This window comes from Streptomyces sp. NPDC103540 (genome assembly GCF_055584445.1).
Map to the genome: position 1 here is coordinate 496,168 of NZ_JBVJMA010000006.1, position 24,891 is coordinate 521,058.

14 protein-coding genes are annotated in these 24,891 nt (G+C 74.7%); 5 read left to right on the forward strand and 9 right to left on the reverse strand.

Annotated elements, in window-relative coordinates; genetic code table 11:
* Positions 1-7 precede the first annotated feature (7 nt).
* A complete protein-coding gene (locus ACZ6ZI_RS17810; RefSeq protein WP_469521547.1) occupies positions 8-11,056 on the forward strand; it encodes an amino acid adenylation domain-containing protein in 11,049 nt (3,682 codons plus the stop codon).
* Positions 11,043-12,743: an ABC transporter ATP-binding protein gene (locus ACZ6ZI_RS17815; protein WP_469521552.1), complete on the forward strand. Its 1,701-nt coding sequence runs from the start codon at positions 11,043-11,045 to the stop codon at positions 12,741-12,743. The genes ACZ6ZI_RS17810 and ACZ6ZI_RS17815 overlap by 14 nt, the downstream gene beginning before the upstream one ends.
* 59 nt (positions 12,744-12,802) lie before the next feature.
* Here the strand turns inward: ACZ6ZI_RS17815 and ACZ6ZI_RS17820 are convergent, their stop codons facing one another.
* Positions 12,803-13,882, reverse strand: a complete 1,080-nt coding sequence (locus ACZ6ZI_RS17820; protein ID WP_469521555.1) for an alpha/beta hydrolase-fold protein — start codon at positions 13,880-13,882, stop codon at positions 12,803-12,805.
* A 149-nt stretch (positions 13,883-14,031) separates the two neighbouring features.
* On the opposite strand from ACZ6ZI_RS17820, the gene ACZ6ZI_RS17825 reads away from it, so the two are divergent.
* Together ACZ6ZI_RS17825 and ACZ6ZI_RS17830 are read left to right on the forward strand one after the other, a co-directional pair.
* On the forward strand, positions 14,032-14,250 hold the full coding sequence (locus tag ACZ6ZI_RS17825) for an MbtH family protein (protein ID WP_469521558.1): 219 nt from the start codon (positions 14,032-14,034) through the stop codon (positions 14,248-14,250).
* Positions 14,250-15,824 carry an amidohydrolase gene (locus ACZ6ZI_RS17830; RefSeq protein WP_469521563.1) on the forward strand — a complete coding sequence of 525 codons (1,575 nt, stop codon included), beginning with the start codon at positions 14,250-14,252 and terminating at the stop codon, positions 15,822-15,824. Before ACZ6ZI_RS17825 ends, ACZ6ZI_RS17830 begins: the two co-directional genes overlap by 1 nt.
* A 123-nt stretch (positions 15,825-15,947) precedes the next feature.
* Here the strand turns inward: ACZ6ZI_RS17830 and ACZ6ZI_RS17835 are convergent, their stop codons facing one another.
* The 5 genes from ACZ6ZI_RS17835 to ACZ6ZI_RS17855 all read right to left on the reverse strand — a co-directional run bounded on the left by ACZ6ZI_RS17835 (position 15,948) and on the right by ACZ6ZI_RS17855 (position 21,910).
* Positions 15,948-17,777 carry an SIP domain-containing protein gene (locus ACZ6ZI_RS17835; protein ID WP_469521566.1) on the reverse strand — a complete coding sequence of 610 codons (1,830 nt, stop codon included), beginning with the start codon at positions 17,775-17,777 and terminating at the stop codon, positions 15,948-15,950.
* A 117-nt stretch (positions 17,778-17,894) separates the two neighbouring features.
* A complete protein-coding gene (locus tag ACZ6ZI_RS17840; RefSeq protein ID WP_469521569.1) occupies positions 17,895-18,938 on the reverse strand; it encodes an ABC transporter substrate-binding protein in 1,044 nt (347 codons plus the stop codon).
* 13 nt (positions 18,939-18,951) lie between these two features.
* On the reverse strand, positions 18,952-19,758 hold the full coding sequence (locus ACZ6ZI_RS17845) for an ABC transporter ATP-binding protein (protein WP_363061177.1): 807 nt from the start codon (positions 19,756-19,758) through the stop codon (positions 18,952-18,954).
* Entirely contained in the window at positions 19,755-20,855 is a 1,101-nt protein-coding gene (locus ACZ6ZI_RS17850) for a FecCD family ABC transporter permease (RefSeq protein ID WP_469521574.1), read from the reverse strand. The genes ACZ6ZI_RS17845 and ACZ6ZI_RS17850 overlap by 4 nt, the downstream gene beginning before the upstream one ends.
* Positions 20,856-20,860: 5 nt before the next feature.
* The gene (locus tag ACZ6ZI_RS17855) at positions 20,861-21,910 is read right to left on the reverse strand and encodes a FecCD family ABC transporter permease (protein WP_363061173.1); all 1,050 of its coding nucleotides are present in this window, start codon (positions 21,908-21,910) and stop codon (positions 20,861-20,863) included.
* Positions 21,911-22,045: 135 nt separating this feature from the next.
* Here ACZ6ZI_RS17855 and ACZ6ZI_RS17860 point away from each other — a divergent pair, with 135 nt between their 5' ends.
* A complete protein-coding gene (locus ACZ6ZI_RS17860; RefSeq protein WP_469521577.1) occupies positions 22,046-22,816 on the forward strand; it encodes a helix-turn-helix transcriptional regulator in 771 nt (256 codons plus the stop codon).
* Positions 22,817-22,922: 106 nt separating this feature from the next.
* Here ACZ6ZI_RS17860 and ACZ6ZI_RS17865 read toward each other — a convergent pair whose 3' ends face one another.
* From ACZ6ZI_RS17865 to ACZ6ZI_RS17875, 3 genes are read right to left on the reverse strand one after another with little or no spacing between them, the layout of a single operon-like run.
* A complete protein-coding gene (locus ACZ6ZI_RS17865) occupies positions 22,923-23,390 on the reverse strand; it encodes a DoxX family protein (RefSeq protein WP_469521582.1) in 468 nt (155 codons plus the stop codon).
* The gene (locus ACZ6ZI_RS17870; protein ID WP_469521585.1) at positions 23,387-24,253 is read right to left on the reverse strand and encodes a 4'-phosphopantetheinyl transferase family protein; all 867 of its coding nucleotides are present in this window, start codon (positions 24,251-24,253) and stop codon (positions 23,387-23,389) included. The genes ACZ6ZI_RS17865 and ACZ6ZI_RS17870 overlap by 4 nt, the downstream gene beginning before the upstream one ends.
* A complete protein-coding gene (locus tag ACZ6ZI_RS17875) occupies positions 24,250-24,882 on the reverse strand; it encodes an isochorismatase family protein (RefSeq protein ID WP_469521588.1) in 633 nt (210 codons plus the stop codon). The genes ACZ6ZI_RS17870 and ACZ6ZI_RS17875 overlap by 4 nt, the downstream gene beginning before the upstream one ends.
* Positions 24,883-24,891: the final 9 nt, after the last annotated feature.

The following is a 24,891-nucleotide window of genomic DNA, read 5'->3' on the forward strand; positions in this document are numbered from 1 at the left end:
GTCTTCCATGACGGAACGGACCGCTCGTGTCGTGCGGCTTTCTCCCACGCGGCTGGCCGGGGTGCGCCGGCGGATCGGCGACCACGACGACAGAACCGTCGTCGCGGCGTGCGCCGTCGCCCTGGCCCACTGGGCGACGGGCGGCGGACCCGAGGGCACGGAACTCACCCCCGACACCCCCTTCGCCGACGTCCTCGGCCGCGTCGACAAGGGCGCGGCCGGGGCCCCGGGCTGGGAACTCGTCGAGGACGGCCTCGGCATCCTCGTCCCGCCCGGCGTCGACCCGGACGAGGCCCGCCTGACCCTGGAGGACCTGGCCGACTTCCCCGACCGCACCCTCGCCACCCTCGGCCCCTTCGACGCGGCGTCGAGGATCGCCACCCTCGCCGAGTGGAACGCCACCGGCGCCGACCGGACCCGCCCCACCCTGGTGGAGATGTTCCGCGAGCAGGCCAGGTCCCGGCCGGACGCCGTCGCCGTCGTCGACGAGCACCGCTCGCTGACCTACCGCGAGGCCGCCGAGCTGTCGAGCCAACTCGCCCACCACCTCCTCGCGCGCGGGATATCCGCCGAACAGGTCGTCGGCGTCTCGCTGGAACGCGGCGCCGAGATGGTCATCGCCCTCCTCGGCGTGCTCCAGGCGGGCGCCGCGTTCGTGCCGCTCGACCCGAAGTGGCCGGCCGCCCGCCGGGCCGTGGTCGTCGAGGACGCGCGCGTCGTCCTGCAACTCAACTCCACGGGCCTCCACGACGAGGGCGAACCCCCGGCCGCCGCCGTCGACCTCGACGACTGGAGCCACGGCTCCCACTCCGGCGAGGGGACCGGCGTCACCGTCCCCGGCGCCGCCCTCGCCTACGTGATCTTCACCTCGGGATCGACCGGTCGCCCCAAGGGCGCGATGATCCGCCACGAGGCGATCAGCGAACGCCTGCTCTGGCAGGTCGAGGAGATCCTCGGCTTCGGACCCGACGACGCCTCCCTGTTCAAGGCGCCGCTGTCCTTCGACATCTCCATCAACGAGATCTTCCTGCCGCTCGTGTCCGGCGGCCGGCTGGTGGTCCTGCGCCCCGGCGGCGAACGCGACCCGCACCACCTGCTCGACGTCATCGCCGAGCAGCGGGTGACCTTCACCTACCTCGTCTCGTCCATGCTCGACGTCCTGCTGGACATCGCCGGCGAATCCGGGCGCCTGGACAGCCTGCGCCACGTCTGGTGCGGCGGCGAGGTCCTCACCCCCGAGCTGTACGAGCGCTTCCGCGCCCGCCTCGACATCCCCCTGTACCACGGGTACGGCCCGGCCGAGACGACGATCGGCGTCTCCCACGTCATCTACCGGGGCGCGGCCGAACGCCTGTCGACCTCCATCGGCCGGGCCAACCCCAACACCCAGCTGTACGTCCTCGACGACGAGCTGCGCCCCGTGCCCGTCGGCGTCGGCGGCGAACTCTACGTCGGCGGCTTCCTCCTGGGACGCGGCTACGTGGGCGCCCCCGCCCTGACGGCCTCCCGCTTCGTCGCCAACCCCTTCGCCTCCGACGGGTCCCGGCTCTACCGGACCGGCGACCTCGCGCGCTACGCCCCGGACGGCTCCCTGGACTTCCTCGGCCGCGCCGACAACCAGATCAAGATCCGCGGCATGCGGCTGGAGATCGAGGACGTCGAACTCGGGCTCGCCGAACACCCCGACGTCCGCCACACCTGCGTCGTGGCCAGGAAGAACAGCGCCGGCGGCACCTACCTGGTCGGCTACGTGATCCCGGCCGGCGGCCGCGAGGATTTGCGCGCCGACGAGGTCAGGGCCTGGGCGGCCGACCACCTCGTCGAGTACATGGTGCCCGCCCACATCGTCGTGACGAAGGAGTTCCCGCTCACCGCGAACGGCAAGATCGACCGCGCCGCGCTCCCCGAGCCCGAGATCGCGACGGACGATGCCGTCGCCCCCACCACCGAGAACGAGCGCCTCGTGTGCGCGGCGGTCGCGGAAGTGCTGCGGCTCGAACGGGTCGGCGTCGACCAGGACTTCTTCCGACTCGGCGGCGACAGCATCCTCGCGATATCCCTGCTCGGCACCCTGCGCGCGGCCGGCCTGCACGTCACGGCGCGACAGATCTTCACCCACAGCCCCGTCGGCGCCCTGGCCGCGGTGGCCGGACGGGAGGAGGCCGACCCCGCGGACCACGACGACGTCCCGACGGGCCCCGTCCCCGGCTCGCCCATCGTGCGGTGGCTGGGCGAGACCACCGACGCCGTCGACGGGTTCGTGCAGTCCGTCGTGGTGAACACCCCGGCCGAGCTGACCGCCGAGGCCCTCGACCGGATCCTCTCCGCCCTGGTCGAACGGCATGACATGCTGCGGGCCCGCCTGGTCCGCGGCGACCACTGGGGCTTCGACGTACCGCCCCCGGACGGCGCCGCGCTCGGATGGGAGGAGAGCGACCGGCCGCTGGAGGAGTGCCTCGCCGGTGCCGCCGCCGCACTGGACCCGGCCGGCGGCGTGATGCTGCGCGCCGTGTGGCGGCGCGCGCACCGCCAACTGGTCCTGGTCGCCCACCACGTGGTCGTCGACGGGGTGTCCTGGCGGATCCTGCTGGAGGACCTCGCCACCGCCTGGCGGCTGACGACCTCGGGCGCCCCGATCGACCTGCCCCGGCCCGCCACGTCGTTCCGGCGCTGGACGCAGCTGCTGGAGCGCACCGGCTTCGACCGCGACCTCGCCCACTACCGACGCCCGCTGCCCGGGCCCGACGCCCCGCTGGGCCGGCGCCCCCTGACCGCCGCGGACACCGTCGCCCGCGAACGGACCACGACGCTGCGCGTGGACGCCGGGGCCACCGCCGCGCTGCTGGGCCCCGTCCCCGCGCGGTTCCACGCCGGCGTCAACGACGTCCTGCTGACCGCGCTCGCCGTCACCCTGGCACGGTGGCGCCGCGAACTCGGCCAGGAGCAGACGTTCGCCCACATCGAGCTGGAGGGCCACGGCCGCGAGGGCCGCCACGTCGCCGACAGCGCCGGCTACGAGCCCGACCTGTCGCGCACCGTGGGCTGGTTCACCACCCTGTTCCCGGTGACCGTGGACCCCGGCCCCGCCGACGACCCCACCGACCCCGCCCACCTCGCCGCCGCCCTCAAGGCCGTCAAGGAGGACCTCGCCCGGGTGCCCGCGGCCGGCCTCTCCTACGGGGTCCTGCGCCACCTCGGCGGGGCCGCGTTCGACGCGCCGGCGCCCCAGGTCCTGTTCAACTACCTGGGCCGCCACGGCGCCGGATCCGGCGGGGACTGGGAGATCTCCGGCAGCACGGACCAGCTGGGGGAGAGGCGCGACCCGAGGATGCGGCTGCCGCGCGCCCTGGAGTTCAACGCGATCGCCGAACCCGACGCGAACGGCGACCTGGAACTGGTCACCACCCTCTCCTGGCCCGACGGCGTGTTCACCGACGAGGACATCGCCTCCCTCGGCACCTGGTTCCGCCGGACCCTGATCGCCCTGGCCGCACTCGACGCGGGCGGCCACACCCCCAGCGACTTCCCCCTGGCCCCCCTCACCCAGGCCGACGTGGACGACCTGGACGGCCCGAACCTGCGCGACGTCCTGCCGCTGACCCCGCTCCAGGAAGGCCTCTACTTCCACTCGGTCTTCGACGACGACTCCGCCGGCAACTACGTCGAACAGCAACTGCTCACCCTGGAGAGCCGGCGGGGCGAGGTGGACGCCGAACGCCTCGCGCGGGCCGCGACCCGCCTGTTCACCCTCTTCCCCAACCTGGGCGCGCGGTTCACCGCGCTCGCCGACGGCCGCGTGGTCTCCGTACTGGAGGGCGGGCGCGAGGCCCCGTTCACCACGGTGGACCTCCCCGGGGCCGGCGACGCGGAGATCCGCGCCCTCGCCGAGGGCGACCGGCGCGCCGGGTTCGACCTCGCCGCGGGCCCGCTCATGCGCTTCACCCTCGTGCGCACCGGCGCCGGGCGCGCCGTCCTCGTCCAGACCGTGCACCACATCATCGCCGACGGCTGGTCCGTACCGGCCGTGCTGCGGGCCCTGTTGGCCGAGTACCACCGCCCCGGCACCGCGTACCCCCTCGGCGGTTTCGCCGACTACGTACGCTGGCTCGCCTCCCGCGACGCGGAGGAGAGCGACCGCGTGTGGAGCGGGCAGCTCGCCGCGCTGCCCGGTCCGTCGCTGGTCGCCGAGGGCCACACCCCCTCCGACCGGTTCGCCGACGCCGTGCTGGAGCCGGCGGACGACCTCGACGCGGCGGCCCGCACCGCCGGGGTGCCGCTGAGCGTCGCCGTCCACGGTGCCTGGGCGCTGACGCTGGGCGCGATCCTGCACCGCGAGGACGTCGTGTTCGGGTCGACGGTCTCCGGGCGCGACGCGGACCTGCCCGGCATCGAGGACATGGTCGGCCTCTTCATCAACACGATCCCCGTGCGCGCCCGGTGGACGACCGCCACGACCGCCGCCGACCTGCTGGCCTCCCTGCGCGAGCGGCACGGGGCCGTCCTCGCCCACCAGCACGTCTCGCTGGCGCGGATCGGCCGCCTCGCCGGCGCCGGCACCCTCTTCGACACCCTGGTGGTCTTCGACGTCGCCACCGACGTCGAGGCCCTGCGGGAAGACGGGGACACCCTCGTCGTCACCGACGTCGTCAACGAGGGCGCCCCGCACTACCCGCTCACCCTCGTCGTGGAGCGCGCCGCCGACGGCCGCCCGCGCTTCAACCTGATCCACGACGGCGCGCTGGTGCGCGAGAGCGGCGCCAGGGCGATCCTGGACACCTTCACCACCGTCCTCACCGGCCTCCTCACCCGGCCGGACGCCCCCGTCGACACCCTCACCCCGGCCCGCACCGCGGCCCACACTCCGGCCGGCGCACCGGTCGTGGCGGGGGACTCCGTGACCTCCGGGACATCCGTGACCTCCGTGACCTCCGGGGGCGGACGACACCTCGAACCGCCCGCGCCCGGCGACCTGGGCGCCCTCTTCGACGCCGCCGCGCGGCGCGATCCCGCCGCCACGGCCGTCACCCAGTGCGCCCTCGACGGCCGGACCCGGTCCCTGACCTACGGCGAACTCTCCGCCGCCAAGGACGCGCTCGCCCGCGCCCTGCGCGCGGCCGGCGTCGGCCCCGGGGAGCGGGTCGCCGTCGCCGTCTCCCGCTCCGTGGAGCAGGTGGTCGCCCTGGTCGCGATCGTCTCCGCGGGAGGGGCCTACGTACCGCTGGACCTCGCCTACCCGGACGAGCGGCTGGAGTACGTCCTCGCCGACTCCGCCCCGCAGGTCGTGTACGTCGACCCGGACCAGCGGGAACGCTTCGCCGGCCTGCTGGCCCGGGCGGGCGTGCCGGCCCGCCTGCTGGTCCGGGGGGAGCCGCTGCCCGCCGACGCCGCCGGGGCCCCCGCGCACGGCGCCGACCCGCACGATCCCGCGTACGTGATCTACACCTCCGGCTCCACCGGCCGCCCCAAGGGCGTCGTCGTCCCGCACTCCGCCGTGCTGGCCCTGCTCGCCAACACCCGCGCCGCCATGGGCTTCGGACCGCACGACGTGTGGGTCCAGTTCCACTCGTACTCCTTCGACTTCGCGGTCTGGGAGCTGTGGGGCGCGCTCGCGCACGGCGGTGAACTGCTGGTACCGGACTACGGACTGACCCGCTCGCCGGTCGACTTCCACCGCCTGGTGCGCGAGCGCGGCGTGACCGTCCTCAACCAGACCCCCTCGGCCTTCCACCGGTTCGTCGAGGCCGACCGCCACCTCGGCGAGCCGCTGCCCGCCCTGCGCCGGATCGTCTTCGGCGGCGAGGCCCTCGACCTCGACCGGCTGCGCGACTGGGTCGACCGGCACGGCACCGCCTCGCCCGAACTGGTCAACATGTACGGGATCACCGAGACGACCGTCCACGTCACCCACCGGGTCCTCACCGACGAGGACTTCGCGCGCGACACCGGCACCAGCCCGATCGGCGCCCCCATCCCGGGCCTGGTCACCCACCTCCTCGACGAACGCCTGCGCCCGGTGCCGCCGGGCCGGACGGGCGCCGTCTACGTGGCCGGCGCACAGGTCTCCCTCGGCTACCTCGGCCGGCCCGCGCTCACCGCGGGCCGCTTCGTCGCGGACCCCTTCGCCGGCGACGGCTCCCTCATGTACCACACGGGCGACCTGGCCCGCCGTACGCTCGACGGCGAACTGGAGTTCATCGGCCGCGCCGACGACCAGGTACAGCTCAAGGGCTTCCGCATTGAGCTCGGCGAGGTGGAGTCCGCGATCCGGGGCCTCGACGGGGTGGTCGACGCGGCCGTCACCGTGGCCGACGCGGACCACCTGGTCGCGCACGTCGTCGGCCGGACACCGGCGGACCTCCTCGGCCGGCTGTCGACCCTGCTGCCCGCGCACATGGTGCCCGCCCGCGTCCTGCCCGCCGACGCCCTGCCGCTGACGGTCAACGGCAAACTGGACCGCGCGGCCCTGACCGCACGGGCCGAGCACGCACGGAACACCGAACTCGCCGAGCAGACCGAGCGGCACGCCGGGACCGACACCCCCGCGACGGACCCCGCGGGCGACGCCGCGCTCACCGCGCTGGTCGGCATCCTCACCGCGACGCTGCCCGACGTCGAGGTGGACGCCGACACCGACTTCTTCCGGGCCGGCGGCGACAGCATCCTCGCCATCACCGTGGTCAACCGGGCCCGGGCGCTCGGGCTGCCGATCGCCCCGCGGGACGTGTTCCTCCTCAAGACGCCGCGCGCCCTCGCCGGACACCTGGCGGCGACCGCCACGCACCACCCGGCCGCGCCGGCGCCCACGACCGCCGTCCACGAGGACGGCCCGCTCACCCCCACCCCGATCATCCTGCGCCGCCGCGAACTGGGCGGCTCCCTGGCCCGGTTCGCCCAGGCCAGGGCGCTGCCGACGCCCGAGGGCGCCGGCCTCGCGGACGTCGAGCGCGCCGCGCTGGCCGTCGTCGTCGCGCACCCCGCCCTGCGGCTGCGGCTGCGGATCGACGCGCACGGGGTGTGGTCCCTGAGCACCACCCCCGCCCGTCCGCGGGCCGTCGTACGCACCGCGACCGGGGACCCCGCGTCCGCCGCGAACGAGGCCGCCGACCGGCTCGATCCCGAGAGCGGCGAGGTCGTCGCGTTCACCTGGCTGGAGGCGAGGCGGACGCTGGTCGTCACCGCCCACCACCTCGCCGTCGACGCGGTCTCCTGGCTGATCCTGCTCGACGACCTGGACACCGCCCTGCGCGGCGCCCCGCTCCCGCCCCCGACGACCTCCTACGCCGCCTACGCCGCGGCCCTCGCCGAGCGCTCCACCCACTCGACCGAGGACCTCGACCACTGGATCACCACCCTGCGCGCGCCCACCCTGCCCGCGGCGGCCGGCGGGGTGCGCGAGACGCGGGTCGTGCTCGCCCCCGCGACCGCCGACCTCGTGACGCGGACGGCCCCGGCCGTCCTCGGGGTCGGCGTCACCGAACTGCTCTGCGGAGCCCTGCGCACCGCGCTGACGCACGTCCAACCGGAACCCACCGACCTCGCGGTCGACCTGGAACACCACGGCCGCGTACCGGCGCTGCCCCACCACGACTACACCCGCACCGTCGGCTGGTTCACCGCGATCGCCCCGGTGCGCCTGACCGCCCACACCGACCCGGTGGCGGCGGCCCGCGAGGTCGCCGAACGCCGGCCCTCGCAGTCCGCGCACGTGGCCTACGGCGCGCTGCGGTACCTCAACCCGCAGACGGCCCCGCTGTTGCCGGCCCGCCCGCGCGTGCTGTTCAACTACCTCGGCCGGGGCGACGAGTCGCGGGTCCCGAGGGTCACCGGCGCGGACGAGGGGGCCCCGTACGCCGTCGAGGTCAACGCCTGGACCGACGCCGCGACCGGCGCGCTGCACGCCGCCTTCACCCTCGCCGACGACGTCCCCGACGCCATCACCGCGCACTGGCGCGGCGCCCTGGAGCGGATCGCGGACACCGCCGCGACGGCCGAGCGCACGGCCCCCGTCACCCCGCTCCAGCGCGGCCTGTACTTCCAGGCCCAGCTGGCCGGCCCGGCCGGACACTACGTCGCGCAGAGCTGGTTCACCTTCGACCGCCGCCTCGACACCGACGCGCTGGCCGACGCGATGGCCTGGGTGATCGGCCGGCACCCCGTCGTGGGCGCCGGCTTCGGCGCCGACGAGGACGGCAGCCCCGTCCAGCTCCTCGCCGCGGGCCGCCGGGTCCCCGTCCGCACCCTCGCCCTCGCCACGGACGCCGAGGTCGAGGCCCTGCTCGTCGCGGACCGCGACACGGGCTTCGACCCGGGCGAGCCGCCGCTGGTCCGGCTGACCGTCGTACGGCTGCCCGACGACCGCGACGGCCTGCTGCTGAGCTACCACCTGCTGCTGTGGGACGGCTGGTCCCGCGAGACCGTGCTGCGGGACCTGTTCGAGGCCTACCGGGCCGCCGTCGCGGGGGAACTCGCCCCGCCCGTCCCGGCCACCCCGACCTTCGAGGAGTACGCCCGGGCCCTCGACGACCGGGACCCCGCCCCCGCGCAGCGGTTCTGGGCCGAGCACCTGAGCGGCCTGCCCGGGCCGACGCTGCTCGCCGGCTCCGCGCCCGCCCTCGTCGACGACCTGCCGCGCACGCTCGTGCACACCCTCGACGCCGAGGCCTCGCGACGGCTGCGGGAGGCCGCCAAGGAGCACGGCGTCACCCTCAACACCGTGCTCACCGGCGCCTTCGGCCTCCTGCTGGGCGCGCACACCGGCCGCGGCGACGCCGTCTTCGGCGTGACCGTCTCCGGCCGGGAGGGCGAGGGCCTGGAGGAGGTCGTCGGCGTCCTCCTCAACACCGTCCCCCTGTGGACCCGGGCCCGGCCGGACGACACCGTACGGGAGTACCTGTCGGCCGTGCAGACGGCGCGGGTGGCGGCCATGGAACACGAACACCTCGGGCTCGGCGAGATCCAGCGCGCCGGCGGGCACGACGTCCTGTTCGACAACCTGTTCGTGCTCCAGAACTTCCTGAACCTCGACGCGTTCGCCGAGATGAACGCCCGCCACGGCATCACCTCGGTGCGCGCCGACGACTCCACGCACTACCCGTTCACCTGGGTCGTCACCCCCGGCGAGCGCCTCACCGTCAAACTGGAGTACCGCGACCACGACACGCCGGCCGCGCGGCGCCTCCTCGACGCCTACCTGCGCCTCCTCGACGACCTGGCCCGCTCCACCGGGCCGGTCGGCGCCCTGCCCGGCCTCGCACCGGACCCGGGGAGCACCCCGCGCACGGACATCGGCACGGACACCGTCGTCGACCGCTTCGACCGGGCGGCGGACCGCCACCCCGAACGCACCGCGCTCGTCGCCGACGGCCGCGTCCTCACCTTCGGCCGACTGCGCGACCGCAGCCGCGCGGTGGCGGGCGCGCTTGTGCGACGCGGCATCGGCCCCGGGAGCACGGTGGGCCTCGCGATCCCCCGCTCCCTCGACTCGATCGTCGCGCTGTTCGCCGTACTGCGCACCGGCGCTGCCTACGTGCCGCTGGAGCTGGACCACCCCGACGAGCGGATCGCCGCGATCCTCGCCGACGCCGCCCCGGGGGTGGTCCTCACCGTCAGCGCCGTCTCCCCCCGACTGACCGGCGAACTGATCGAACTGGACCGCCCCCTGCCCGAGGCCGAGCCGTACACCACGTTCGCCCCGGACGACCCCGAGCGCCTGCGCCACCCCGCCTACGTGATCTACACCTCCGGATCCACGGGACGACCCAAGGGCGTGGTCACCGAGTACGCCGGCCTCACCAACATGCTCGTCAACCACCGGCGCCGGATCTTCGAGCCGGTGCTCGCGGACCACGGCCACCGCGTCTTCCGCGTCGCGCACACCGTGTCCTTCGCCTTCGACATGTCCTGGGAGGAGCTGCTGTGGCTCGCCGACGGACACGAGGTGCACGTCTGCGACGAGGAACTGCGCCGTGACGCGCCCCGGCTGACGGACTACTGCCGCGAACACCGCGTCGACGTCGTCAACGTGACCCCCACCTACGCGCAGCAACTCCTCGCGGAGGGCCTGCTCGACGACCCCGACCGGCGGCCGGCGCTGGTCCTGCTCGGAGGCGAGGCCGTCACCCCCACCCTGTGGCGGCGGCTCGCCGACACCGAGGGGACGGTCGGCTACAACCTCTACGGCCCCACCGAGTACACCATCAACACCCTCGGCGTCGGCACCTTCGAGTGCGAGGACCCGGTGGTGGGCGTCGCCATCGACAACACCGACGTGTACGTGCTGGACCCCTGGCTGCGCCCGCTGCCGGACGGCGTTCCCGGCGAGCTGTACGTGGCCGGGATCGGCATCGCCCGCGGCTACCTGGGACAGCCGGGCCAGAGCGCGGAGCGGTTCGTCGCCTGCCCGTTCGGCGCCCCCGGCGAGCGGATGTACCGCACCGGCGACCTGGTGGTCCGCCGCCCCGACGGCAACCTCGCCTACCTCGGCCGTACCGACCAGCAGGTCAAGATCCGGGGCCACCGCGTGGAACCCGGCGAGGTCGAGGCCGCGTTCGCCGCGCACCCCGCGGTGCGGTTCGTCGCCGCGGTCGCCCAGCCCGACCCGCGGGTCGACGGGGCGTACCTGCTCGCCGCGTACCTCGTGCTGGAAGGCTCCGACCTGGAGACGGTGGCCGGCGAGGTCGGCGCCGCGCTCCCGGACTTCCTGCGGCCCACCCACTACGCCCGGGTCGACGCCATCCCCCTCACGGTCAACGGCAAGGCCGACACCAGGGCGCTCCCCGAGGCCAGGCCGCTCGGCGCGCTGACCACGGCCGGGCGGCGCGACCCGCGCCCCGGCACCGAGACCTCGGTGTGCCGGTTCTTCGCCGAGGCGCTGGACCTCGACGACGACGAGGTGGGCGCCGTGAGTGACTTCGTGTCCCTCGGGGGACACTCCATGCTGGCGGTGCGGCTGATCGGGCTGCTCCGCCGCGAGTACGGTCCTGTGATCACCATTCGTGACCTGTTCACGTTGCGCACCCCGGAAGCGATTGCCCTCCATCTCGATGACAACTCCTGACACTCAGCGACCCCGCCGGGGGTCCGACATCCTCCGCGTCGCCCTGCGCCGCAACGTCGGCGCCATGCTCGCGGGCACCGTCCTCATGGGCCTCTACCAGGCCGGCGAGACGGCGTTCCCCATCGCGCTCGGCCTCATCGTCGAGCACACGATGCGCGACCGGAGCCCCGGCGGGCTCGCCCTGTCGATCGCCGCGCTGGCCGGGATCACCACGACGGTGTCCCTGTCGTGGCGGTTCGGCATGCGCATCCTGCAGAAGGCCAACACCACCGAGGCGCACCGCTGGCGGGTCGCCGTCGCCGATCGCGGGCTGCAACCCGTGGCGCACGATCTCGACCTCAAGTCCGGCGAGGTGCTCACCATCGCCACCGAGGACGCGGACCAGACGGCCGACATCATCGAGGTGGTGCCGCTGCTGATCAGCTCCCTGGTCGCGGTGCTCGTCTCGGCGGTCGCGCTGGGCCTCGCCGACATCCGGCTGGGGCTGCTGGTGATCGTGGGGACCGCCCTGATCCTCACCGTCCTCAGCGTGATGTCCAAGCGGATCGGATCCAGCACCCGGGAGCAACAGGCCCGGGTGGCGCGGGCGGGCGCCAAGGTCGCCGACCTCATCACCGGCCTGCGCCCGCTGCACGGCTTCGGCGGCAACCACGCCGCGTTCCGCTCCTACCGCGCGGTCAGCACGGAGGCCAAGCAGCAGGCGGTCACGGTCGCCCGGGTGAACGGCGTCTACGCGGGCACCGCCCTGGCCCTCAACGCGGTCCTCGCCGCCGCCGTGACCCTCACCGCGGGCTGGCTGGCCTTCGCCGGCCGGATCGGCATCGGGGAACTCGTCATGGCCGTCGGCCTCGCCCAGTTCATCATGGAGCCCCTGCGGCTGTTCTCGGAGATGCCGAAGTACGTGATGATGGCGCGGGCCTCGGCCGAGCGGATGGCGCTGGTCCTCGGCGCCCCGCCGGCGACCGTCCCGGGGCAGCGACCGCCGGCCCCGGGCGGGGACCTCGCCGTGGACCACGTCCGCTACGGGGCGCTGCGCGGGCTGGACTTCCGGGTGGCCGCGGGGGAGTTCGTGGCGATCGCGGTCTACCAGCCGCGCGCGGCGGCCGACCTCGCCGCCGTCCTCGGCTCGAAGGTCGCGCCCGGCGCCTACGAGGGCGCGGTCCGGCTCGGCGGGCAGCCGCTCGCCGACCTCGCGCTCGACGCCGTCCGCGCGCACCTGCTGGTGAACCCGTACGAGGCGGAGATCTTCGCCGGCACCCTGCGGACGAACATCGACCCGTCGGGCACCAGCCGGACGGTGGCCGAGGCCGTGGAGGCCTCCCTGCTGACCGACGTGGTCGCCCTCCACCGCGAGGGGCTCGACCACGGGGTCCGCGACCGGGGCGCGAACCTCTCCGGCGGGCAGCGCCAGCGGCTCTCCCTGGCCCGCGCCCTCGCCGCCGACAGCGAGATCCTCGTCCTGCACGATCCGACGACGGCCGTCGACGCGGTCACCGAGCAGCTGATCGCGCGCAACCTGGCGCGGCTGCGCCGGGGCCGCACCACCGTGGTGATCACCAGCAGCCCGGCGCTCCTGGACGCCGCCGACCGCGTCCTCGTCGTGGACGACGGGGTCGTCACCGCCGAGGACACCCACCGCAACCTGCTGGCCGGGGACGAGGACTACTGCCTGGCGGTGACCCGCTGACCGGCTGACCGGCTGACCGGTCGGCCCGCCGGCCCGTCCGGGGGCGGTCGGCGGGCGGGCTACCCCAGGGCCCAGGCGACGTCCCGCAGGAGGGCGTGGCGCCAGCCGGCGCGGTCGTGGTCCGAGGCCGACCGGGAGGTCCGTACGGTCGCCCCGGCGGCCTCGGTCAGCCGCTCGACGAGCGTGCAGTGGGGCAGCATCCGCGCCTCGTGCTCGCCCACGTCGAAGGCGATCCGCAGACCGCTCAGGTCGGGGCGCTCGCGCAGGCGCGCCGCGAGGGTCCCGCCGACCGGGCCGCCCAGCGGGTCCGCCGACTCCATGGCCCCGGGCGTCCACCAGAACGATCCCGACTGGCACGCTACGCGGGACACCAGGGTCGGGAACTCCAGGGCCGCGTACAGGGCGCTGAGACCGCCGAGGCTCTGCCCGGCGACCACCAGGCGCCCCGGGTCGGCGGGCAGGCCGCACTCCGCCACCAGCGGCAGCAGTTCGTCGCGCACCGCCTCCCACGGTTCGGGCCGGCAACCGAACTCGGTCAGGCGGTCCCCCGAGGGCAGGAAGACCAGGGTCGCCGGGGGCATCTCGCCGGCGGCGACGGCCGCGTCGAAGGCGGTCACGGCCGGGTGCAGGTAGAGCCAGTCGTCCCCGTCGAGGAGCAGGACCACCGGCCCGCCGCCGCCCGCCGCGTGGACCCGCACGGTGCGCCGGCCGCCGAGCCGCGCGCTGTTCCAGCGGATCCGGGTGTCGGGCAGCGGGAGCACGTCGCCGGGGCCGATCGCGGGCCAGTGCGGCTGGGGCGGGGCGTCGGGGGTGGCGAGGATCGACCGGTCGCCGCCCGCCCCGAGCGGGTTGAGCGGGTCGGCGTACGCCTCGTCGTCGACGAGGAACCGGTACGTCACCCGCAGCCGCGCCGGCAGGGGGACCTCGGCGTACCAGCAGTCCGTCGCGCCCCACCGGCGCAGGGGCAGGGGACCGGGCCGGCTCTCGAAGTCCACGCGCGCCGGGGAGGCGCCGCGCCACAGGAACAGGGCCGTCCAGCCGCCGTCGGGGGAGGGGAGGGGGGCGGGCGTGCGGGCCGCGGCCCAGAAGGCCCCGTCGCCGGGTTCACCGGGCAGCCCGTAGGCGGAGAACGGGGTCACGGGCGGCCCCTCCGTACCGTCGGCAGGCACATCCGGGGCTCCTTGTGAGGGGCGGGGGCGAGGGCTAAGCTCGTCTCGATTAGGCGAGCCTAACCTAATGTTGGTGTCCTTTCCATGGACCCGACCGACCCCACCGGGAGGCACTGGACGTGAGCACCAACCCGTTCGACGACGCCGAAGGCCGCTTCCTCGTCCTGGTGAACGACGAGGGCAGGCACTCCCTCTGGCCGGCGTTCGCCGCGGTACCCGGCGGCTGGAGCACCGTCTTCGGCGAGGACACCCGGGACGCCTGCCTGGACTACGTCGAGACCCACTGGACCGACATGCGCCCCCACTCCCTCGCCCGTTCCGCGGACGGCCGCCCCTGATGCTCTGCACCAGGCTGACGAACGCCCGCTTCCTCACCATGGATCCGGACCGGCCCCTCGCCCGCGAACTGGGCGTCTGGCGCGGCCGGATCGTCGGCCTGGACGAGGCCGTGGCCGGCCTGCCCGCGCGCGAGGTGATCGACCTCCAGGGGGCCACGGTGCTGCCCGGATTCGTCGACGCCCACGTCCACCTGGCCTGGACCGGCCTCAAGCAGACCACGGCGAGCATCGCGGGCCTCACCCGGATCGACGAGGTCCTCGCCGTCGTGGCCGAGGCGGTCGCCCGCCAGGACGCGCCCGACGGTTGGGTGAGCCTCGCGGGATACGACCAGCGGCCCCTGGGGCGCCACCTGACCGCCGCCGAACTGGACACGGTGAGCCGGGGGCGCAAGGTGTTCGTGCTGCACGACTCCGGCCACGGCTGCGTCGTCAACACCGCCGTCCTCGACCTGCTCGACCCGGGTGTCCCCCACGAGGACGGCTTCCTCGCCGAGGGTGCCATGGGCGCCGCCCGCGCCCTGCGACTGCCCTACGCCCAAAGGGAGTTGGCGGAGGCGATCGGACGGGCCGCCCGCACCTGCCTGGCCGAGGGGGTCACCGCCTGCGCCGAGGCGGGCATCGGCGGAGCCCTCTTCGGGCACAGCCCGGTCGAGCTGGGCGCCTATCAACTCGCTCGGGACAGCGGCCTGTTGCCGCTCCGGGTACAGCTCATGGTCTCCGCGGACCGGCTGCGTCCGGTCGCCGCGCACGAGGCCGACGGCATCCCGGCCGCGCTCGACCTCGGCCTGCGCACCGGATTCGGCGACGCGTGGCTGTCCGTCGGCGCGCTCAAGGTCTACACCGACGGCGGGATGATGGCGCGCACGGCCGCGCTGAGCGCCCCGTACGAGGGCTCGGAGCACGCCGGGCAGTTGCAGGAGGACCCCGAGGCCCTCACGCGGACGATCGTGGACGGCCACCTGGCCGGCTGGCAGCTCGCCGTCCACGCCATCGGGGACCGCGCTGTCGACCTGGCCCTGGACGCCCTGGAACGCGCCCAACGCCTGCGCCCCCGGCCCGAGGCCCGCCACCGCGTCGAGCACGCCGGCCTGGTCCGCCCCGACCAGCTGCCGAGGTTCGCGCGGCTCGGCGTCGCCGCGGTCGTCCAGCCCCACTTCCTGCGCTCGTTCGGCGACGACTACGCCGACATCATGGGCGCGCACCGCGCGCCGTGGCTCTACCGGGGCCGGGGCTTCCTCGACCACGGGGTCCCCCTGGTCGGCAGTTCCGACCGCCCCGTGACGGACGGCTCCCCGCTCAGGGCGATCCAGTTCATGGTCGAGCGGGCGTCCGGCTCCGGGCGGTCGATCGGCCCGGACGAGGCCGTCACCGTCCGCGAGGCCCTGCACGCCTACACGGTCGCGGGCGCCCACGCCTGCCACTGGGAGGACACCCTGGGCAGCCTCACCCCCGGCAAACGCGCCGACCTCGTCGTCCTCGGGGACGACCCGCTGGGCGTGGACGTCTCGCGCATCGGGGACATCGCGATGGTCGCGACGTACGTCGACGGCCGCGAGACGGGCAAACCGGCCTGACACGGCGGGTCGGCCCGATGGGGCGAGCCGGCCCGCACCCCGCCGACACGGGGCCCGGGCCGGCACGCCGGCGCCGCGGCTCACGCCGGCGGGCCGCACCGCGACGGCGTCGGCGCGACGAGGTCACGCCGCCCCGGTCAGCACCCACAGGCGGTGGTCCCAGCCGATGTCGGTGACGGCGCGCACGCTCAGCCCGGCCCGCTCCACCAGCCGCGCGTACCCGGCCTCGGTGCGCAGCTCCGAGCCGAAGGCCGCGGCCAGCCGCAGGTGGTGCAGGGCCGCCTCCTCGTCCTCGGGGTCCTGGCCCCGCACCGGCTCCACCAGGAGCAGCTCGCCCCCGGCCGGCAGCGCGAGCGCGCTCTCGCGCAGCGCGAGCACGGCGTCCTCCTCCGGCAGCAGTTCCAGCAGCCGGCACAGCAGGACGGCGCGGTCGCCGGGCGGCACCGTACCCGTCGTGGGCAGCAGCTCGACCCGGGGCAGCACCTCGGTGTGCAGGACCCGGTCCCGGACCACGCCCAGCGCCGACGGCTGCGCGGCGATCCTCGCGCGCAGCGACGGGAAGGCCTTCAGGAGGGTGTTGACCACGGCTCCGGCGCCGTGTCCGGCCGCCGTCAAGGACTCCACCGAGGCCCAGTCGTAGGCCTCGACCACCCCGCCCGCGATCCACAGGGCCTCGTCCTCCACCGCCTCCCGCGCCGAGCCGCCCAGCCGCTCGTCCGTCGCCATGGCCTCGGCCAGCGGGGCGCCCGAGGCGGTGCGGTAGCCGGGGCGGCCCGTCCACAGCGCCTCGGGGAGGCCCACCAGCGACAGGTCCAGGGCGGCCTGCGCGCCCCGCAGGTCGTACTCGGCCAACGAGTGGTCGTCCTCGACGAGTTCCTCGCCGACCGGGGTCAGCCGGTAGCCCTCGGCGTCGTGTGCGAACACCTCCAGGGACACCAGGTACGTCAGCAGCGCCCCCAGCGTCCCCGGCCGCGTGCCGGTGCGGGCCGCCAGCTCCTCCGTCGTGCGCACCCCCTGGTAGACCAGGTCCACCAGGCCCACGGTGACGGCGGCGCGGATCGCCAGACCCGGCGCGATCTCGGTCAGTTCGTGCAGCCGCTCGTGCGCGTCGTCGTCCTCGACCTCCGCGCCCGGGGCGACCACCGGCTCGGTGCGCCGCCAGTACCCGGTGATGTGCGTCCGCTCGCGGGGCACCTCGCGGTCCACCGCGAGGTGGCGCCGGATGCCCTTGAGGGTCACGGCCTCGCCGGCAGCCCAGGCGAACACGGTGCCCGGCAGCCAGGTCATCGCGCGCACGGCCCGCTCCAGCAGGTCGGTGGCGCCGGCGGGGGCGCCGTCGCGCACCACCCAGGTGATCTCGGCGTCGGCGCGGGTCGGCAGCTCCTGACGGTGGCTCTCCTCGCCCACCTCGACGAACACGCGGGCGACGGTGCCCTCCGGCATCTCCTCCAGCCAGCGGGCGATGGCGGGCAGGGCCGTCTCGTCGCCGATGGCCAACAGCCAGTCGGCGCCCTCCGGGTGGCCGTGCGACATCTTGGGGCCGGCGATCCAGGTGACGTCACCGGGCTTGGCGTCCCGGGCCCAGGAGGAGGCGACGCCCCCGGGGTGGTTGACGAAGTCGAAGTCGATCTCGCCGGCCTCCGGGTCGAAGCGCACCGGCGTGTAGTCCTTGGTGAGCGGCCGGGCGTCGGTCGGCCAGTCGAGACTGGCGACGTTCTGGCCGGGCAGCACGGGGGCGTTCCCGTCCTGCCCGAAGAAGAACTTCACGTGGTCGTCGAAACCCTCGGTGCGCAGGGCCGGAAGGTCCAGCCCGTCCTTGGTGAAGGCGGCCAGCTGGGGTCCGCCGAGCGTCACCCGCCGCATCCCGGGGGTGACGTCCGCGACGCGCAGTACGGTCAGTTCCCGCAGCACGATGGGGAAGGTGACGAGCGTACGGGGGTTGCGGCTCGACATGGGGGCTCCTTACGGGGACCGGCCGCGGGGGCGGCCGACGGGACGGTGCGGTGCGCGGGCGGCCCACGACGGCCGGACCGCGTCGGTGCGCGGGCCGGCCGTCGTGGAACGCGGGTCCTACTGGCCGGCGACGGCCTTGGCCAGGATCGGCGTCAGCTTCTCGACGACCCAGGGGGCGTTGAGCGGGTCCGGGTAGGCCAGGGAGGAGGCGAGGTTGGTGTCGGACGGGATCACCGCGAGGTGCTTGTTCTTCACCGAGTTCAGCGACTGGAAGAGCTTGTTGCCCTCCAGCTCGGCCGGGCTGATCACGCCGCGGTCGCCGAAGGGGTAGGTGAGGAGCAGCACGTCGGCGTCGAGCTGGTCCAGGTTCTCCAGGCTCACGCCGTTCTTGTCGGGCGCGTAGTTCTTCGCCTTGTCGGTCTTGGTGAAGCCGAGCTGCTCGAAGACGCCCGGGTCCTGCGCCCCGTAGGACATGAAGCTGATCTGCTCGGGGTGGACCACCGTGTAGGTGTAGGTCTTGCCCTTGAACTCGGGGTGCGCGGCGGCGGCGTCGGCCGTGACCTTGGCGCTCGCGGCGATGACCTCCTCGGCCTTGGCCTCCAGACCCAGCGCCTTGGCGGCGGTCTTCAGCCGCTCCTGCCAGGTCATGGTGTCGGCCTGCTTCTTGTCGGTGTAGGTGACGACAGGCGCGATCGGCGAGAGCTTGTCGTAGTCCTTGTCCATCTCCCAGGTGTTCACGCCCAGGATGACGTCGGGGGCCTCGGCCGCGATGGCCTCGTAGGCGGTGCCGTCGGTGTCGTCGTAGGTCTTGAGCTTGCCGGCGCCGAGCTTGTCGATGGCGCGCTGCTTGTACTCGGGGACCTTGCCGCCGTCCTCGACGTCGGGGGTGATGACGGGGACCACGCCGAGGGCGAGCGCGATGGAGGTGTCGCCGTCGGAGACGGTGGCGACCTTCAGGGGCTTCTTCTTGACCTCGGTGTTGCCCCAGGCGTTCTTCAGGGCCACCGGGAAGGCGCCCTTGCCGGCCTCGGCGGAGGCGCCGGCGGCGGGCTTGTCGTCGGCCGCCTTCTCGGTGGAGCCGCCGCAGGCGGTGAGCAGGGCGAGGGAGAGGGCGGTGGCCGTGAGGGCGGCCGCGCCGCGGGTTCTGGCGAAGGTGGACACGGGGACTGTTCTCCTAGGGGGTGGTGCGTCGGCCCAGGGGGAAGATCTGGGGCCGGCCGGAGCGGGGATGGGGGACGACCAGACAGTCCAGTCCGAAGACCTCGCGGACCGTCCGTTCGGTGAGGACCTCCTCGGGCGTGCCCTGGCGGACGATCCGACCGTCGCGCATGGCGACGATGGTCGAGGCGTACAGGGCGGCCTGGTTGAGGTCGTGGGAGACCAGCACGATGGTCTTGGAGGACTGCTCGTTGAGATCCGCGAGCAGGTCCATGACCTCGATCTGGTGCGCGATGTCGAGGTAGGTGGTGGGTTCGTCCAGCAACAGCGTGGGCGTCTCCTGGGCGAGGGCCAGGGCGATCCACACCCGCTGGCGCTGACCGCCCGAGAGCTGGTCCACGGGCCGTCCGATCAGCTCGGCCGTGCCGGTCGCGGTGAGCGCCCGGGCGATGACCTCGTCGTCGGAGGCCGTACGCCGCCGGCCGAACCGCTGGTGCGGATGGCGGCCCCGCCAGACGAGGTCCCCGACGGTGATGCTCTCGGGGGCGATCGGCGACTGCGGCAGGATGCCCAGCCGGCGGGCCACCTCGCGGGTGGGCAGGGCGTGGATGTCGTTGCCGTCCAGCAGGACGGATCCGGCCGCGACCGGCAGCAGTCGGGCCAGCGACTTCAGCAGCGTCGACTTGCCGCAGGCGTTGGGGCCGACCAGGGCGGTGATCTCGCCGGTGGCCACGTCCAGGCTGAGGTCCTCGATGACCTGCTTGCGTTCGTAGCCGGCGGTGATGGACCGGGCCGCCAGGCCCGGGGCCGCGGTGCTGGTCATGAGGTGGCTCCTTGCCTGCGGCGGAGAATCAGCCAGATGAAGTAGGGGGCGCCGAGCAGCGCCGTGAGGACTCCCGTGGGCACCGGGCTGATCAGCGGGCCGTGCTGGGCCAGTACGTCGGCGCCGAGCACCATGACCGCGCCGATCGGGGCGGCGAGCAACAGGGACCGGTCGCCGCCGACCAACCGGACCGCGATGGGTCCGGCGACCAGGGACACGAAGCCGATCGGGCCGGTCACGCTGGTGGCCAGGGCCGCGGCGGCCGCGCCGAGCAGCAGCGCCGCCGTACGGGCCGAGGCCACCCTGGTGCCGAGCCCGGCGGCCAGTTGGTCGCCCAGGGACATGGCGTGCAGGGCCCGGCCGAGCGGGGCCGCGCACAGGGCGCACAGGGCGAAGGCGACCGCGAGGGTGGTGACCCCGTCCCAGGTGGCGCCGCTGACGCTGCCGACGAGCCAGCGGGTCACCTGGGCGATGCTGTGCTGTCCGGCCAGGGAGAACAGGTAGTTGACGTAGGCGGTGCAGACGGCCGCCATGCCGATGCCTATCAGCACCAGGCGGAAGGTGTCCACCCGGCCGCCGCGCCGGCTCAGCGCCATCACGAGGCCCACCAGGAGGAAGGCGCCGCCCAGGGCGGCGGCCTCCACCCCGAAGGGGATCGCGGGGGCGAACAGCAGCACGGTCACCGCGCCGGCGCCCGCGCCGGCCGAGATGCCGACGATGTCCGGGGTGGCGAGGGGGTTGCGGATGAGCCGTTGGTAGAGCGCTCCGGAGAGCCCGAACAGGGCTCCGGCGAGCAGCGCGGCCAGGGCTCTGGGCAACCGGATACGGTGGATGACGTAGTCGGCCAGCCCGGTCCGCTGCCCGAAGGCGGCGGGCAGGACGTCGCCCGCGGGGATGTTGCGCAGGCCGCCCAGGAGTACGGAGGCCACCAGCAGGGCGAGCAGGGCGAGCACCATGACGGTGACGAGCACGGCGGCCCTGCGGCCCGCGGCGAGCCGGGTGCGGCGCAGTCGGGCCGCGGTGGCCCTGACGGCGTCGGGCTCGGCCACGACGGGATCCGGTGAGGGGGCGTGCGCGGTGACGCGGGTGTCGGTCATGGCGTTCACATCCGGACCAGGTCGCGGCGGCGGGCCAGCCACACGAAGAAGGGGGTGCCGACGATGGCGGTCATCACGGAGACCTGGACCTCGCCGTGGTCGAGGACCACGCGGCCCACGGTGTCCGCGCCGACGAGGAGGATCGCCCCGCACAGCATCGACAGGGGCAGCGACCAGCGGTGGTCGGCGCCGACGAGCATGCGGGCCACGTGTGCCGCGACGAGGCCCACGAAGGCGACCGGGCCGACGGCGGCGGTGGCCGCGGCGCACAGGGCGACGGCCACCGCGGCCGTGGCCAACTGGGCGCGCTGCACCTGGAGTCCGAGGCCGCGGGCGGTCTCCTCGCCGAGGCTGAGCAGATTGAGCGTACGTCCGAGCGGCAGCGCGAGCAGCAGGCCCGCGACGGCGAAGGGGGTGATCTCGGCGAGCACCTGGGAGCGCCCGGCGAGCTGTCCGACCGACCAGAAGCGCAGGGAGGAGTAGAGGGCCTCGTCGCGGACGACGAGCAGGGTGATCAGCGAGGTCAGGACGGCGGCGATGGCGACGCCGGCGAGGACCAGTCCGATGGTGGTGCTGCCCGCGTTGGTGCGGGTGCCGATCAGGTAGACCAGGGCGGCGGTGACGGCCGACCCGAGGAGGGCCAGCCAGAAGTACGAGGCCGCGTCGGCGACATCGAGGAGGAGGATGCCGAGCACGACGAAGGTCGCGGCGCCCTGTTCGACGCCCAGCACGCCCGGGTCGGACAGCGGGTTCATGGTCAGCGCCTGCATCAGGAGCCCGGAGGCCCCCAGCGAGGCGCCGACCGCCAGCCCGAGGAGGGTGCGGGGGATCCGTTCGGTCCACAGGACGTCGTGGTCGTACCCGGTGCCGCCGGGGTGGAGGAGGATCCGGAGGATGTCCAGGGCGTTGATGTCGCGGGCGCCGAGGCCGATGCTCGCGACGACCACCACCACGAGGAGCAGGCCGGCCGCGAGCAGCACCGAGGTGCCGCGGGAAAGGCGTGCTTTCGCGGGTGCCGGTGGTGGTGCCGTCACCGGCGGGGCGGTTGGGGTCATGGGTGTTCCGGAACTCCTCGTACGAGCAATTGTGTACTTAGGTTAGCCTTACCAATGTAGGCCTGGTCCAACGGAGGGGGCGGAACCCTCCCACTCAGGGACCGCGGTCGCGAACCGTACGAAGGGGAGGGCGAGATGGCCGAGTCGACGGCCGTGGCAGCGGAGCGCGGGCACCGGGACGTCGAGGTCGACGACGTCCACGACGGGGTGATCGACGCGAACGGGCATCCGCCGCACGTCCACACCTTCCACGAGTTCCTCTACGTGCCCATGGGACGGGTGACGGTGTCGGCCCTGGGGCGCGACTACGAGGTCAGCGCCGCGGCGGCGCTGTGGATACCGGCCGGCGTGGTGCACGCGGCGCGCTTCAGCGAGGACGCGGTCATCGCGGTCGAGGGCTTCGAGGCCGACGCGTACCCGCTGCCCTACGCGGAGGTCACCCCGGTCGGCGTGACGGACGACCAGCGCAGGCTGCTGCTGGCCCGGTTGCGCAGCACGCAGGGCCCCGAGAGCGAGCACGAGGTGTTCGCCCGGCTGTGCGCCACCCACCCCGACAGCCTTCCGCTGCCCCGGCCCACCAGCGCCAACGCCGCCGCCGTCGCCCGGGAGCTGTCCCGCACGCCGGACGACCCGCGCACCGCCACCGAGTGGGCGGCCGGCCTCTACACCAGTTCCACCAGTCTGCGCAGGGCGTTCCTGGCCGAGACGGGGATGGCCTTCTCGGAATGGCGCACACGGCTGAGGCTCAACCGTTCCCTGTGCCTGCTGGAGGAGGGCCGGCTCGTCGGGGAGGTGGCGGCGCGGGTGGGCTTCACCAGCACCAACGGCTACATCCTCGCGTTCCGGCGGTACTTCGGCTGCACCCCGGGCAGCTACGTCAAGGACCACGAACGCCGCCCGGCCTGAGCGCCCCGCCCGGTCCGGGCGCGGGCCGCGAGGGCCGACGCGGCGATGGGCCCGCCCCCGGTCGGGGGCGGGCCCATCGGCTTCGCGCGGTCGGTCGGGCAGCGGCTCAGCCGGCGGCGGGAGCCGTCCGGGCCCGCTCGGCGGCCGGTTCCCGGTCCCCCGCGCCGGCGCCGGCCCGGGAGCCGACGAGGCGGTCGAGGGCGAAGGCGCCCGGTCCGGTGAAGACCAGCAGCAGGAAGGCCCAGCAGAACATCGCCGAGGACTCGCCGTGGTTCTGGATCGGCCACAGGCCGTCCGGCTGATGGGCCGTGAAGTAGGCGTACGCCATCGAACCGGAGGCGACGAAGGCCGCGCCGCGCGTGCCCAGGCCCAGCAGGACCAGGCCGCCGGCCACCAGCTGGATCACCGCGGCGTACCAGCCCGGCCAGGCGCCGGTCGCGACCGTGCCGCCGCCGTGCGCACCGCCGAGGACCCCGAAGAGGGAGGCGGCGCCGTGACAGGCGAAGAACAGGCCGGTGACGATGCGGAACAGGCCCAGCGCGTAGGGCTGGGCGGCGTTGAGGCGGTCGGTCACGGGTGGACTCCTTGGGTAGGGGACGGTTCCCGGGGCGGGGACTTCGGGGAGGCCCCGGGGGAGCGGACGGAGCGCTGCGCGGCGGACGGGACCGGGCCGGGGCGGAGCGCGAGGGCGGCGGCGAAGCCCTCCGCCACCGGCAGATCGCGTACGTGGTGCCCGTGAGGCTGGACGGGATCCGACCCGGTGCCCACGTAGGGGAACGCGGCCCCGTCGAGCAGACCCCGGCCGGTGGACTTCAGCACCGCCTCCTTGCGCGTCCAGCAGCGGGCGAAGGCGGCGGCCCGCTCCCGGTGCGGCAGCGCGAGGAGTTCGGCCTGTTCGGCGCGGTGCAGGGCGCCGGCGGGGTGGGCCGTCGGGGCGGGGGGACGGACCGCCTCGACGTCCACGCCCACCGGCACCGGGGCGAGGGCGACGAGCACCAGGTCCCCGGAGTGCGAGAGCGAGAAGTGCACGGGGTCGCCCGGCAGGTGCGGACGCCCGTGCGGGCGCCCGCAGCCGGCGCAGGGCTCCCGTTCGACCACCAGCCGCCCCGGGTCGGTGCCGAGCCGTCGGGCGAGGAGTTCGCGCAGGCCGACGTGGGCCACCAGGAACCGGGCCGCGTCGTCGGGGCGGCGCAACCGGGCCGCCCGGGCCCGCTCCTCGCGGTCCAGCTCGTGCAGCCGGGCCCTGGCGGCCGCGGTGTTGTCGGGCACCGGGATCGCCCACACCCGGGCCCGGCCGGGCAGCTCCACCGGCAGTTCCACCGGACGCAGCGGGGCCGGCCCGTGCGCGGGGCCCGCGGCAGGGGCGTCCGGGGAGGGGCGCAGGGCGTCCGGGGCCGCTCCCGCGACCGCCTCCGCCGGCGCCGGCGCGGTGGTCACAGGGCGGAGCAGACGGCGTCGGTCGTGGTCACGTACGCGCACCGGCCGGCGGCCCATTCGAGCGCCATCGCGTGCTCACGGGCGGAGAAGTCCGCGACCGCGTCGGCGACGACGAAGGCCTGCACGTCGCGCATCCACGCGTCGCACGCCGTCATCAGCACCCCGATGTGCGCGTACACGCCGGTGATGACCAACTGGTCGCGGCCCAGGGCGCGCAGCCGCTCCAGCAGGTCCGTGCGGACGAAGCCGCTGTACTTCCACTTGGTCAGCACCGTGTCGCCGGGCGCGGGCGCCACCGCCTCGGCGATGGCCTCGGCCTCGGGGTCGGCGGGCAGCCCCGGCCCCCAGAAGTCCTGCTGGAGGCCGCGTTCGACGGGGCTCTGGCCGCCGGGCTGGGCGGTGTAGAAGACGGGCACACCGGCGCGCACGGCCTCCTTGCGCAGCCGGGACACCTGGCGCAGCAGACCGGTGACGGGCTCGCTCGTGGTGTCGTACGCGGAAAGGAAGTAGTTCTGGAGGTCGTGGACCAGCAGGACCGCCCGCGCCGGGTCGACCTCCCACTCCACCCGGTTGGCGGGCAGGTCGGCGGCGGTCGGCAGGGGGTACGGGGCGATGGTGGGCAGGGCCATGGGAGTTCC

What these genes read in the sequence shown, in the direction of transcription:
- ACZ6ZI_RS17810 (WP_469521547.1), top strand. Translation starts at nt 8, where the DNA reads ATGACGGAACGGACCGCTCGTGTCGTGCGGCTTTCTCCCACGCGGCTG.
- ACZ6ZI_RS17815 (WP_469521552.1), top strand. Translation starts at nt 11,043, where the DNA reads ATGACAACTCCTGACACTCAGCGACCCCGCCGGGGGTCCGACATCCTC.
- ACZ6ZI_RS17830 (WP_469521563.1), top strand. Translation starts at nt 14,250, where the DNA reads ATGCTCTGCACCAGGCTGACGAACGCCCGCTTCCTCACCATGGATCCG.
- ACZ6ZI_RS17835 (WP_469521566.1), bottom strand. Translation starts at nt 17,777, where the DNA reads ATGTCGAGCCGCAACCCCCGTACGCTCGTCACCTTCCCCATCGTGCTG.
- ACZ6ZI_RS17845 (WP_363061177.1), bottom strand. Translation starts at nt 19,758, where the DNA reads ATGACCAGCACCGCGGCCCCGGGCCTGGCGGCCCGGTCCATCACCGCC.
- ACZ6ZI_RS17850 (WP_469521574.1), bottom strand. Translation starts at nt 20,855, where the DNA reads ATGACCGACACCCGCGTCACCGCGCACGCCCCCTCACCGGATCCCGTC.
- ACZ6ZI_RS17855 (WP_363061173.1), bottom strand. Translation starts at nt 21,910, where the DNA reads ATGACCCCAACCGCCCCGCCGGTGACGGCACCACCACCGGCACCCGCG.
- ACZ6ZI_RS17860 (WP_469521577.1), top strand. Translation starts at nt 22,046, where the DNA reads ATGGCCGAGTCGACGGCCGTGGCAGCGGAGCGCGGGCACCGGGACGTC.
- ACZ6ZI_RS17875 (WP_469521588.1), bottom strand. Translation starts at nt 24,882, where the DNA reads ATGGCCCTGCCCACCATCGCCCCGTACCCCCTGCCGACCGCCGCCGAC.